13 protein-coding genes are annotated in these 13,120 nt (G+C 46.8%); 12 read left to right on the forward strand and 1 reads right to left on the reverse strand.

Annotation, left to right across the window (positions count from 1 at the left end; genetic code table 11):
* Positions 1-336 precede the first annotated feature (336 nt).
* From J4N45_RS13600 to J4N45_RS13640, 9 genes are all read left to right on the forward strand, one after another.
* Complete coding sequence (locus J4N45_RS13600) at positions 337-1,680, forward strand: coniferyl aldehyde dehydrogenase (RefSeq protein WP_353505884.1); 1,344 nt, start codon at positions 337-339, stop codon at positions 1,678-1,680.
* 19 nt (positions 1,681-1,699) lie between these two features.
* On the forward strand, positions 1,700-2,881 hold the full coding sequence (locus tag J4N45_RS13605; RefSeq protein ID WP_252014695.1) for an iron-containing alcohol dehydrogenase: 1,182 nt from the start codon (positions 1,700-1,702) through the stop codon (positions 2,879-2,881).
* 105 nt (positions 2,882-2,986) lie between these two features.
* On the forward strand, positions 2,987-3,391 hold the full coding sequence (locus J4N45_RS13610) for a hypothetical protein (protein WP_252011886.1): 405 nt from the start codon (positions 2,987-2,989) through the stop codon (positions 3,389-3,391).
* Positions 3,392-3,400: 9 nt separating this feature from the next.
* A complete protein-coding gene (locus tag J4N45_RS13615) occupies positions 3,401-3,823 on the forward strand; it encodes a tetratricopeptide repeat protein (protein ID WP_252011888.1) in 423 nt (140 codons plus the stop codon).
* 29 nt (positions 3,824-3,852) lie between these two features.
* Positions 3,853-5,595: an arylsulfatase gene (locus J4N45_RS13620; RefSeq protein ID WP_252011890.1), complete on the forward strand. Its 1,743-nt coding sequence runs from the start codon at positions 3,853-3,855 to the stop codon at positions 5,593-5,595.
* Between the two features lie 103 nt (positions 5,596-5,698).
* Positions 5,699-6,940, forward strand: a complete 1,242-nt coding sequence (locus tag J4N45_RS13625) for an anaerobic sulfatase maturase (RefSeq protein WP_252011892.1) — start codon at positions 5,699-5,701, stop codon at positions 6,938-6,940.
* A gap of 12 nt (positions 6,941-6,952) precedes the next feature.
* Positions 6,953-7,420, forward strand: coding sequence for a hypothetical protein (locus J4N45_RS13630; RefSeq protein ID WP_252011894.1), 468 nt, complete (start codon positions 6,953-6,955; stop codon positions 7,418-7,420).
* A 75-nt stretch (positions 7,421-7,495) separates the two neighbouring features.
* Complete coding sequence (locus J4N45_RS13635) at positions 7,496-7,897, forward strand: DUF4345 domain-containing protein (protein ID WP_252011896.1); 402 nt, start codon at positions 7,496-7,498, stop codon at positions 7,895-7,897.
* Between the two features lie 18 nt (positions 7,898-7,915).
* The gene (locus tag J4N45_RS13640) at positions 7,916-9,418 is read left to right on the forward strand and encodes an arylsulfatase (RefSeq protein WP_252011898.1); all 1,503 of its coding nucleotides are present in this window, start codon (positions 7,916-7,918) and stop codon (positions 9,416-9,418) included.
* Positions 9,419-9,477: 59 nt separating this feature from the next.
* Here the strand turns inward: J4N45_RS13640 and J4N45_RS13645 are convergent, their stop codons facing one another.
* On the reverse strand, positions 9,478-10,053 hold the full coding sequence (locus tag J4N45_RS13645; RefSeq protein WP_252011900.1) for a TetR/AcrR family transcriptional regulator: 576 nt from the start codon (positions 10,051-10,053) through the stop codon (positions 9,478-9,480).
* A gap of 162 nt (positions 10,054-10,215) precedes the next feature.
* On the opposite strand from J4N45_RS13645, the gene J4N45_RS13650 reads away from it, so the two are divergent.
* From J4N45_RS13650 to J4N45_RS13660, 3 genes are all read left to right on the forward strand, one after another.
* Positions 10,216-11,457 (forward strand): CinA family nicotinamide mononucleotide deamidase-related protein, encoded by a 1,242-nt coding sequence (locus J4N45_RS13650; protein ID WP_252011902.1) that lies wholly within the window; start codon positions 10,216-10,218, stop codon positions 11,455-11,457.
* Between the two features lie 191 nt (positions 11,458-11,648).
* Positions 11,649-11,888 (forward strand): hypothetical protein, encoded by a 240-nt coding sequence (locus J4N45_RS13655; RefSeq protein WP_042472241.1) that lies wholly within the window; start codon positions 11,649-11,651, stop codon positions 11,886-11,888.
* A gap of 191 nt (positions 11,889-12,079) precedes the next feature.
* Positions 12,080-13,099, forward strand: a complete 1,020-nt coding sequence (locus tag J4N45_RS13660) for a DUF2804 domain-containing protein (RefSeq protein ID WP_252011904.1) — start codon at positions 12,080-12,082, stop codon at positions 13,097-13,099.
* Positions 13,100-13,120: the final 21 nt, after the last annotated feature.

A 13,120-nucleotide genomic window follows, 5' to 3' on the forward strand; every position in this document is an offset into this window, starting at 1 on the left:
CGATAACTAATTGATTAGTTAATTCCAGTTTAGATCTAAAACGGCGGTCTCGCATGACCGACCTCAAGGTTCACACCGAAAACAGTCATGAGTTTATTGAAGTGTAATTAGCCGCACAAAATTCAAGGTTTCTGCTTTGCTGACAACAAGTTATTGAGCCGATCTTGTATTGCGTGTTTTCAATTGACAGATCTCTGACATTTATTAACTAGACCGACCGGTTTGTTTTGTTTAATGTGTAATCACTTTCTGAGGAGGATTGACATGCAAACCATATCGAATGAACAACTTGTCGCGATTCATGCGAGACTGAAAACGCACTATCAATGTACGCCAATGCCAAGCTTTGAACAGCGCATATCAAAACTCAAAGCGCTGAAACGTGCTCTGCAGGAATTCAGTCAAGAGCTCTGCCTGGCACTCGACAAAGATTATGGAAGACGCAGTCATCAGGACACCTTGATTGCTGATGTACTGCCATGTATCGGCAATATTGATCACACCCTGTCTCAACTGGACAGCTGGATGGCACCTTGTAAACGCAATCCGGGGCCGCTGCTCTCAAGTTCGACCGTTGAAGTGGTTTATCAGCCTAAAGGTGTCGTGGGTATTGTGACGCCTTGGAATTTTCCGGTGATGCTATCAATTGGTCCGCTTATCTCAGCTATCGCTGCGGGTAACTTAGCAATGATCAAGCTTAGCGAGTTTACGCCACACACCAACCAAACCATTAAAAAGATGCTGGCGAGCTGCTTTAGTGAAAATGAAGTGGTTGTCATCGAGGGGGAGGCTGATATCGCAGCCTGCTTTACTAGCCTGCCGTTTGATCACTTGTTGTTCACTGGCTCTACTGGGGTTGGCCGCATGGTAATGAAGTCAGCCGCTGAGAACCTTACTCCACTGACGCTCGAACTGGGTGGTAAGTCCCCGGTGATTGTTGCTGATGATGTCGATATCGAGATGGCAGTTGAGAGAATCATTTACGGCAAGAGCCTCAATAATGGACAAGTTTGCGTCGCGCCAGATTATGTGTTGCTTCCAGAGGGCAAAGAGCAAGCGTTCGTAGATGCATACTGCAGTCACTATCAAAAGCTTTATACCAACGGAATCGACTCTGACAACCTGACTGGGCTTATCAACAAACGACAGTTTGATCGCGTTCAAACACTGCTAGAACACGAAATTGCTGTAAACAGCAAAGTCGTCGCGTGTCACAGCAACTCGATATCAACAGACAGACAAATAATGGTCACTCATCTCATTGTGAATCCGAAGGTGGATTCTCCGGTTATGAGCGAAGAGATTTTTGGTCCTCTGCTTCCAATTATCACCTATTCAACGGTTGAGCAAGCCATAGCGTTCATCACCGCAAGACCGCGACCTCTTGCGCTGTACCTAATGTCTGAGAATGAATCGCTACAGCACAAGGTATCTACTCAGGTTCATTCCGGCGGCATGTGTATCAATGACTGCGTGTTCCATTTGGCTGTCGATGATGCTCCGTTTGGCGGCATCGGTGAGTCAGGAAAAGGGGCGTATCACGGCAAAGAAGGGTTTCTTACCTTTTCTCATGCAAAGACCGTGATGAAAACGGATGCCAAGGCTCACAACGTGAGTCAGCTGCTAGGCCCTGAAGACAACGAATTCAAACGTGCAGTGCTCGCTTCACTGTGCGCCTAATTATTAGTTTGGAGATGAAATCATGAACAACAACTTTATGTTTAACATGCGTACCGTGGTCCTATCGGGTGAGGATTCAATCAGAGATATTCCGGCTCAGTTAGCAGCAAAAGGCGCACATCGCGTGTTGCTACTCAGCGATGTGGGACTTGAGAGCGTTGGTCTTGTTAACAAACTCATTGGTGTTTTCGAGGGCAACAAGCAAGTCGAACTCGTTGGCGTGTATACCGATATAAAACCTGATGCGAGTTGCGATGACATCAATAAGGCCGTTCAATATGCCAACAAGGTTCAAGCGGACAGTATTGTGGCCCTCGGTGGTGGCAGCGTGATCGATGCATCGAAAGGCATCAAGTATTCGCTTGAGCACCAACTCGAAGATATTCGCGACGCGATTCGTGGTGGTGGGCGTATCGATGTAGGCCCTCACGTTAAGCCATTTACTATCCCTCATATTGGTGTACCGACAACAGCGGGTACGGGCGCAGAAGCGTCGCCGATTGCAGTGTTCTTTAATGATGTCGAGCAAGTGAAGGCGAGTCTAGTGGTGTCTGGGCTTGAGTGTGATATTGCGGTACTAGACCCGACTTTGACACTTGGATTGCGGGTTCCACTCACGGTGTCTACAGCAATGGATGCATTGACTCACGCGATCGAAGCCGTTGCTTCTCCCATGAGTAACTGTTTTACCGACGCTTATGCTATTCAAGCCAGTCGTTTGATTCTAGACAACCTTCCAAAAGTGGTGTCAGACCCGAGCAACGTAAACGCGAGATCTGAACTTCTTCAAGCTAGCACTATGGCCATTTCGGCATTTTACTCCTCGTTAGGCGGTATACCGATTCACAACTGCGCGCATGCGTTTGGTGCCATTGCGCATATTCCGCATGGTGACGCAAACAGTGTATTGCTACCTGTGGTGATTGAGACGCTACCAGAGTTCTATCTGCCGAGCATCGATAAGCTTGCGGGGATTTTTGATGTACCTCAATCGCTATCGGCCGAGGAAAAACATCGCGAGGTTGTGCTGTCACTGCGTGCCTTCCAAGCCCAAGTGAAGGCTCACCAGACTTTCACTAACTGGAGTTTAAGTGCAGACACGCAGTTTGAGATTGCACAGGGCATCGCAAAAGACATGAGTTATCAGTTTTATGCCATTCCAAAGCAGAAAATCGAGCAGATCTTAGCGGCAGCGTGCTAGGTCTTCCATAAATGCGGTGCCAAGGATGGCTAACTTAACTGGGTAATCAAAAAGTGCGTTCAACAACTCATTCCAAACACGCACCTAGGTCCTTGGAGATTAATTATGTTCTTTACTAAATACGTCGAAAAAATGTTGTTAATTACGGGTATCGGTACTGCGGCTGCACTAGCCTATGCGTTCTTCCCACAGTGGGCAGTGACCAATATCGGTCAGCTACCTTATCTAGAGCAAGATTTCGTTTTCTATCAGCACTGGGGAATCATGGTAGGCATAATGGGTGTCATGATGATCGGCGCTGCTTTTAAGCCGCAATGGCGTGAAAGCATCATGCTTTACTCAGCGATTGAGAAGGGCTTTATGGTGATATTGCTATTAGCCAATTTAGGTAACCCAGATATCAACGGCTTCATATTGGCAGGCGTCATGGATACCGTAGTTGTACTTTGGACTTTGGGCTATTGGTGGGAGCAAAAAAGGGCAGCAGACGTTTCTATAGCGATGCGTTAGGAGGCTGAAATGGAGAACGCTAACCGTATTTCAATACTCAGTATATTTGCATTGTTAGTAGTAGGCATGACCTTTTTTGATCACGCAAGAGACGATATGCCTCCCATAGATTCAAGCCTTGGCGTCACATTTCAAAACGGATATCAAGGTGACTCGAAAGCCCAATATCAAATTGGCATGCACTATCTAAATGGTGTCGATAGTGGCAGTGCGTACCTAGAGCAAAATAGTGAGCAAGCGAGGGCTTGGTTGTCCCAATCAGCTCACAATGGGCATGCGGATGCTCAGCTTCAACTCGGTTTGCTTTACGCTTCTGGTACGGGTGGTGAGCAAGATGCCTCAATGGCAGTCAGTTGGATCGGCAAGGCTGCAGATCAAAATCATCCACAAGCACTGGACTTGCTTCACTGGGTGTCTCAAAGCGCTCATTAATTGAGAGCTTATTATTCAAAGGTAACTCAATGAACAGTAACAAAACTCTATTGTGGACTGCAGTTGCCGCTGCGATTTCGCCAGCGGTGAACGCTTCTCAAGAACAGCCGAATATCTTACTGATTGTCGGTGATGATGTTGGTTTCGCTGACACCCAGCCGTATGGCTCTGAGGTTGATACACCGAACTTGGTTGAATTGGCTGAAGAAGGGGTCAAATTCACCAACTTCCACGCCTCGCCAACATCATCGGTCACTCGCTCTATGATGCTCACCGGCGCAAACAGCCATGAAGTGGGGCTTGGTACGTTTGATTATGCCGTCTATCCCCCTGCAATCGGTAAACCGGGTTATGAGGGTTACTTGACTCACAAAGGTGTCACCGTCGCCACATTATTGCGAGACAATAGTTATCACACTTATCTATCAGGTAAGTGGCATCTAGGACATGAGGATGGTTATCTACCTGATGATAGAGGCTTTGAAAGCAGCTACGGCATCTTGGCGGGTGGCTCAAATCACTTTAACCGCAATATGATGTTTCCTGCCAAAAATGAAGCGACGGCACTGGCGATTCAAGAGGGGAGAATGCCGGGTGTTGAACCTGAGCCTATTTATGAGAACGGGCAACGAGTGAAAGATAAGTACCCTGGGGAATACTCAGACCAAGGCTACATAGAAGAGTTGATCAGCATGATCGACAAGAATAAAGACTCTGGAAAACCCTTCTTTGCTTACCTGCCATTTACCGCGATTCACCTTCCACTTCAAGCGCCAAAAGAGTCGTTTGAAGATAAGGTCGATTATTACGTCGAAAACGGTTGGGATGTCGTGAGAAAAGATAGATTCGAGCGTATGAAGGATATGGGCGTGATTCCTGAAGAAGCGCAGATTTCTACACGGAACAGTCTCAGCCGACCATGGGATAAACTGACCGAAGAAGAGAAGGCGTGGTACGGCAAAAAAATGGCCGTTGCGATGGGGATGATGGAACTCCAAGACCAACAAATAGGTCAGGTCACTGACTATCTGAAGAAGATTGGTGAGTATGACAATACCTACATTATCTACCTTGCCGACAATGGTCCCGAGGCGACAGATATGACAGGAGAAAATGTGAGTGATTTGATTCGTTCTTGGACTCATCACCATTTCGACAACAGTACTGAAAACCTAGGTAATGCGAACTCAAGTGTCTCTTTAGGTCCTGAATGGGCGAGCGCTTCAACCGGCGGCCTCTCGTGGTTCAAGGCATACACTGCTGAGGGCGGTATCCGTGTACCACTGATTATTAAGCCGGCCAAAGATGTGTTGGACAGCGAAGGGACGTTGGAATCAGGAACATCAACCAATGAACTTGCTCAAGTGAAAGATCTCGCAGCGACAATCCTCGACGTCGCTAACGTTAATCATCCTGGTACAGAGTACAAAGGTAGAGAAGTTGCTCCAATGAGCGGGCAGAGCTTAATTCCATACTTTAAGGGACAAAGCGACACCATTCATTCGGATGGTAATCCGATCCCGTTTGAGCTGTTTGGTAGCGGCATCTTGCTGCAAGGTGATTACAAGATCATTCGAATCTCCGTTGGAATGGGTGGTGATAATCAATGGCATATGTACAACACGAAACTCGACCCAGCAGAGACAAACGACGTGAAGGCTCAGTATCCTGCTCTGTTCAAACAGATGCTGGCATCGTACAAGGAGTATGAAAAAGCGATGAATATTGTGCCAGTTGATGAGCAATGGAACCCGTTTGAGAACGTGAAATAAAAATTTTACGTCGTCATCATACCGACCAGTAGGTCTAGAAATTGGCAAGGACGCCATATTTTTAACAGGAAGTCGATTCACCGTTTACTTGCAGGAGTGTTCTATGATTGAGCGCAACCACGTGTCGTTATCCGTACCCCAGTTTCGAGGCAAAGCGCACAGCAAATTTCAGGCGTTAGCTAAGCCGATTGGTGCTATCTGCAACATCAATTGCGACTACTGTTACTACCTTGATAAACAACAGCTGCTCGCCTATCCAAAAGGTGAAGAGTACCGAATGACGGATGAGTTACTAGAGCGATACATTAGGCAGTACATTCAAGGACAAAATACTGAGGAGATTGTCTTCTCTTGGCACGGAGGCGAACCGACCCTTCTAGGGTTAGGCTACTTCGAGAGGATTGTTGAGCTGCAGGGAAAATACGCACCACAGGGCGTTAAGATCGTCAATGACATTCAAACCAACGGCCTTTTGGTTGATGACAAGTGGTGTCACTTTTTCAAACTACATGACTTCTTTGTGGGCTTGAGTATTGATGGTCCCGAGCATCTTCACAACCACTACCGTAAGAATCGTGGTGGGCGAGGTACGTTTGAAAAGGTGATGCGGGCGGTTGAAAAGCTAAAGGCTCACAAGGTTCGATTTGCGACCTTAACCTGCGTGAATAACCTAAACGCGAACCATCCGCTCGAGGTGTATCGGTTTCTAAGGGATATTGTGGCGCCGTCTCAGATCCAGTTTATACCGGTTGTCAACTCCAACGAGGAGGCTAGTTGGCTTCGTTATTCAGAGGCTGCGATTATTCCCGTCCCTTCAGCTCCCACTCGATGGAGTGTTGAGCCTAAACAATGGGGAGCGTTCCTGACTAAGGTATTTGACGAGTGGATGGCACATGATTTTGCGCGCGTTCACGTTCCGTACTTTGAGAATTTCTTTGGGATGTGGATGGGTAAACCAAGCACCATGTGTACACTTAACGATATCTGTGGAAAGGGCATTGCGGTTGAACCAAATGGCGATGTGTACGCTTGTGACCACTATGTACATCCTGACTTTAAGGTAGGCAATATCAGTGATAAGTCGCTGGCTGATATTGCGTTCTCGAAACAGCAAATGGCCTTTGGTTTTGCAAAACAAAAAGCACTGCCAAAGCAGTGTAACGAGTGCCAATATCGGTTTGCTTGCCGTGGTGAGTGTCCTAAGAACAGAATAAAAAACGACCGGTACGGTAATCCAGGTCTGAATTATCTTTGTGAGGGCTGGCAACAAATATTTCATCATATCGACCCAATTATTACGCATATACTTGCGTTAAATGGGCTTGAAATCTCTGCTAACCGCTAAAGAGAGACTGTGATGGAAAGTTACCTGCTATTGGGTTTAGCCATGGCGTTATTGAGTATCTGGAAGACGTATTCGGGTCCAGCATTGGCAGCTTTTGTCGGCTTTAGCTACCCAGAAATGTTGCTATTCAATGCGCTACCTGCTTTTCTTGCAGGTTACTTTGGTTGGTTTGCTGGGCGATATTCTTTTGTTCTTTACTCGCGCAGAAATCTACGACCCTTCAGACCTAGGTTGCGCCTCTTTGTCATGGCTTGGAAGCGCTATGGCAACGTGACTATGGCGGTACTTGCCCCCGTTCTGGTTGGCATCCCTCTTTACACATTAATCGCTAAACGGCTGCGTCAATCCCACAGTTCCACATTTGCCCTGCTTATCGCATCCATAATTTGGTGGAGTGGCTTGAGTTATGGGTTAGTGAGTGCATTTGACCTTGGGCAACAGCTAAATCTTCAGGGCTTACTCGACAAAGTTCGCCTTTAACCGACTGGTATGTATTTAGAAATTTGAATTTTTGGCTACAACTTCTAGTCTCTTAATTAACAGAGGAGGCGCAACATGACGCATACGCAAAAGTTCTTGTTACTAGCCGCTGCAGGACTTACGCCAATCGCACTTTCTTACGGCTTAATGCCTAATCTTTCTCTACCCTTTTTGTTCGACATTGATGCCAGTGCGACCAATGTTAGTCATATCTTCAGGGCGGTGATGGGGCTCTACTTAGCCTTGGTTATCTATTGGCTAATGGGGGCGTTTGGAAGTCAATTATTAGCTCAGTCAGCACTTCAAAGTCTGGTTGTATTTATGCTGGGGCTCGGTATTGGGCGAGCAGTAAGCATAGTTGTTGATGGTATGCCGCATTGGCTACTCGTGGTGTATTTATTGTTGGAGATTGGCTTTGGTGTAGTAGGCCTGATTCTTCTGAGAAGTAGCAAACCAGAAACACAGTACGCAGGATGAATGTATAAAGGAGGCAGGATGCATCGTCATATCATTAGGTTTCTATTGGTCACGTTATTGGGGTTTACCGCGCTAGCAAATGCAGAGGATAAGCCACCGAACATCTTTGTTATTTTTACTGATGACATTGGTATCTCTAACCTTAGCGCCTACCACCGTGGGGTGATGAGCAGTGAGACACCTAATATCGATAGTATTGCCGAAAAGGGCATGCTGCTCACCGACTACTACGCACAGCCATCTTGTACCGCAGGACGCTCGGCTTTTATTACCGGCCAGTTTCCTGTACGAACAGGTATGCACACTGTCGGTCTGCCGGGAAGCCCAGTAGGGCTTAACCCGGATACACCGACTTTACCAGAAATCCTCAAAACATTGGGCTATACGACAGGTCAGTTTGGTAAAAACCATCTTGGTGACCTAGATGCGGTATTGCCTACGATGAACGGTTTTGATGAGTATTGGGGGTGGTTGTATCACCTAAACGCAATGGAATACACCGAAGATCCGGACTGGCCTAAAGACGAGGCGTTTCAGAAGTTTGCCCCTCGAAATGTAATTCATGCGAAATCTGATGGCAAAGGTGGGCAAACCATCACGGATGACGGTCCATTGACCACAGATCGAATGCGCACTTTAGACGATGAAGTGAACAAACACGCCATCAACTTTATTGAGCGTGCCGTCAAAGAAGATAAGCCATTCTTTACTTGGTATTGCCCATCAAGGGGTCACGTATGGACGCACTTATCACCTGAGTATGAGGCCATGCTTGGACAAAACGGCTGGGGATTGCAAGAAGTGGTGATGAAAGACCTTGATGATCACGTAGGGGAAATGCTCGCCAAGCTCGAAGAGTTGGGTGTCGCAGACAATACCATAGTGATTTTCACGGCGGATAATGGCCCAGAGATCATGACTTGGCCCGATGGTGGTATGACGCCATTTCATGGTGAAAAAGGCTCAACCTGGGAGGGGGGTGTAAGAGCGCCGCTGCTGGTCAGTTGGCCAGGAAAAATCCCAGCGGGTAAAGTTCACAACGGTATGTTTGATGGGATGGATTGGTTGCCAACGCTCGTTGAGGCTGCTGGTGGACCAAGTGACCTGAAAGAGCAGATGTTGACGGGCTATGAGGGCTACAAAGCGCACTTAGATGGCTATAACCAAATGTCGATGCTAACAGAGCAGGGGCCTTCAAATCGTAAAGAGATCATCTACTATGAGCGTGATAGGTTGCAGGCAGTGCGAGTTGGTGACTGGAAGGCACACTTTGTGGTGCAAAATCACGGCTGGAGTGGACCAAAAGAAGAGCTTAACGCGCCATTGCTGTTTAATCTTCGACGAGACCCTTACGAGCGAGCTGCAGAAGAATCCGGGATGTACATTAACTGGATGGGTAAAAAAATGTGGGCATTTGGCCCTGCGCAAGCTGCGGTTAAGCAGCACTTAGAGACCTTCAAAGAGTGGCCGCCACTGACGTTTGAGCCTGAAGCTGTCGATGCATCGGGAATAGGGCGTTAAATGAACGAAGGGCTGGAAACAGCCCTTTTTTACAGCAAAAGTATGAGTGTTTAATAAAACTAGTTGCTACCGACCAACTGCGCGGTTTCACGCATCGCTTGCTCTAAATGAGTTCTATCCTTTTGGACCGCACAAAGTAAGGTCGCGCCTAGCCATTTAGCGTAAAGGGAGCGAGATGCCGCATAAGGTTCAGAGATAGACATGACACCTAGCGTATTCCCCTCGGTGAAGTAATCCGCCATTCGATTAATGACTTTTTCAGCTCCCTTATCGAGCTCGGCTTGCATGCTTGAAGAGGTTCCTGCGATCTCACCGGAAAGTTTGACCACTAAGCATTTAATTTGAAACTCGTCTGTGACTTTTGATTCGGACCAGAACTCGAAGTAATTCAAAACGCGATCGGCAAACGGCACATCTTCATCGCTGAGGTATGAGATGACAGTGGCGAGGTGATCCTCGAAGTAGTCCTCAAGCAGCTGGCGTCCGAAGTCTTCTTTCGATTTGAAGTGATGGTAGAAAGAGCCTTTGGTTGCGTTTGCTTGTTGGATAATCTTCATGATGCCGATACCAGCAAAACCATGCTCGCTGATAAGCTCAAAACCTGCATTCAGTAGTGTTTGTTTTAAATCTGCCATAGTTCACTTCCCACGAGTAGATTGACCATTATAACCATACCCATACCGACCGTACAGTATGGTTTGGTAAAGGTTCTGCTAATCCTATGATTTGCTTAGTTGTCGCTATTGCTATTTCTTTAACTCATGTCATTCTTAAAGAAAAACAAATAAGGAGAGATCATGCCTAAAATAGCGATGCTGAGTACTGGAGAAGAGGTTCTATATGGTGACATTGTGGACACCAATGCCGCTTGGCTCAGTCGTGTCTTTTATGAGCATGGGTTTTCTATGTATAAACGCTCGACGGTTGGTGACCAGCGAGCGTCTTTGCTGCAAGAGTTGGTGATGTTGAGTCTCAACCTAGATGTCGTCATTGTGAACGGTGGTTTAGGTCCTACATCGGATGATCTGAGCGCTGAAGTAGCGGCGGAAGCTGCGGACGAGCCTTTGGTATTGAATCAAGGATGGCTCGATAACCTAAAATCCTTCTACGCGAAACGCGGTAAACTTATGCCTGAGAGCAATATCAAGCAAGCAATGTTGCCCGCTAATGCCTCGGTAGTGGATAACCCTATTGGCACCGCTTGTGGCTTCAAAATGATGATCAATGACTGCTTGTTTTACTTTACGCCGGGCGTGCCCAGTGAGTTTAAGAAGATGACCATTGAGCAGATCATCCCCGACCTAAAAGCTCAGTTCCCAAATCAACAGGGTCGAGTCTGTCGACGTATTTATACCTTCGGTCTGTCTGAGTCTGGTATTGCTGACACACTATCGAACTTACAGCTTCCTGCCGATTATGAACTAGGCTACCGCTCTTACTTGCCGTTCATTGAAGTAAAGCTGTTTGGCCCCTCTGACGACTTAGAAATCGGTGCTCGCGTACTTGCCATGATAGAGAAACTGCTACATAGCAATGTCGTCAGTGTCGATGAGCCTATGTTGGAGCGTATCGGACACCTAGTTGAAGTGCATAAGCCGACCATTGCCATCTCGGAACACTCCACCAAGGGTTGTTTAGCGTCTTGGTTGCAAGACAGTGAGAAAGTATCGCAGTGTTGCGGGGCGACGTGGATCTTAGGTTCCAAAACCGCATCTCCGTTAGATCGTGATAGCGAACAGTTGGGTGCAACATTGGCACTGGCAGGAGCAACGAAAGGAAACTGTTCGGCAGACATCGCTATCTCGACAGGCAAATTAGAAAATGAGCAGTTCTCTGTTGCAATCTCAACACCAAAAGGAGAGTGGGGGCAGACGCTTAAACTGCAAAGAAGCTATAACGAAAAGAGTGTCAAAACCGTGATCAGTACGGTTGCTGGCGACATGTTGCGTCGATATCTAGACAATCAACCGATGTTTCCTGACTACGGGTTCTTAACGAGAACTCAAGATATATTCCTGCCGCTTGAGAAGCTATCTTGATCCATTTGCTTTGAAATGCGATTGGTTGAATATGCTTTTTAGTTATTTATATATGAAAATTGGATCTAGTTCACAATAATCTGATCTCTAAAGGGAATTTCAAATTCTCATTTTTGAGAGTAGCTGTTTTTCTCCAATTGATTAAAATCAATGTTCACCCTAAATATAGTGGTGTGCAGGAGGGGGGAGATATGATCCAACAATCTAAAATAAGAGTGTTTTATCAAGTAGCTAATGAGCAAATCATGCTTGGTGAAGCGTTCAGTAAAAAGTGCGGTGATATAGCAGCTATGTGGTTGAAGGCTCCTATGGAAGAGATCCTGTCTGACGATGGTTTCCGAATCTCGCTTTATGACGACGGTGGTCGTCATGTAGCTGATAAGAGCGTATCTATGGGTACCGCCGATTCAATTTTGTCGACAGTCGATTAAACCAAAATATTCATTCCTTTTGGGCTGACCTATGCGTCAGCCCTTTCTTTTTGTGCCACATTTTTTACGTAGTTCTTAACGGAAATTATTGAAACTGTGATCGCTTTGGTGCTTTTGCTCTAACCTTCGTCGAGTCCATAAAATCTGATTCATACTTGTACAATCTATAATCACGCTATGGGTGCCCGAGTATGGAACTCTCGTCAATTCAGCAAATTAAAACCTTAATCGATGAGACTGGGCGTCCGTTGCAGGGATATCTCACGTCTATACCAGAGCAGCTGAACGTAGAGAGTTTTCGCTATTTCTCGACCATGGACAAACAGCGCAGTTCGGTTGCCAAGTACTTCCACTACAAACAGTTCCAGTTCATTAGCGTGTTTACGCCAGATTATGTCATTGGTTTTGCGATCGCCGACATACGTTATGTAGGCAATAGCTTTTGCTACCTCTACGACATCAAGCGAAATGAGCTGCTAGAACAAAGCTGGCTTCGACCATTAGGGCTTGGCTATTTCATGACGTCGTCGCCTTGGCAAGGGAAAGCCGTGTTCAACGGCGGCGCACTGACGTTACAAATCGAAGAAGGTGTCTGGAGTGCTGCGGTTAAATCAAAGCACTTCTCTATGGATATAACACTGACGCCGCCGAGTCATGACAGCGCGCCTATTATGGTGAGTTCGCCTACCGGTTATGCGGGCTGGACCTACACTCAAAAGCACAATGCCCTCAATGTCTCTGGCAGTTTGAACGTCGCTGGCAAGTCTGTTTCGCTCAGCAACGCGCGGGCAGGCTATGACTTTTCTGCGGGATTTATGCGCCGTGAGACAAGCTGGCGCTGGGCGAGCATCAGCGCAGATTTTAAAGGAACCCGAATAGGGTTAAATCTCGCGGCTGGCGTTAATGAAACTGGGGTGAGCGAGAATGCCTTATGGGTAGATGGGCAAAGAGTGCTTCTTCCGGCCGTGCTGTTTGAGTTTGATCGACACGATCCCGACTCTGCTTGGAGAATTTACGACTCTAACGGGCTGATTGATCTTCGATTTACCCCTAAAAATGTGCGCAAGGAGCGACTCAACCTTTGGCTACTTAAAAGTAACTTTCGCCAATTTGTGGGCACGTTTTCTGGGACGATTTCACTATCGAATGGACGTACCTATCCGCTGGAGAATGTACTGGGTCTGACGGAAGATCATTACGCCAAATGGTAAGCAATGACTAGGTAAAATAGG

The organism is Vibrio sp. SCSIO 43140 (genome assembly GCF_023716585.1).
GTDB classification, from domain to species: domain Bacteria; phylum Pseudomonadota; class Gammaproteobacteria; order Enterobacterales; family Vibrionaceae; genus Vibrio; species Vibrio maritimus_B.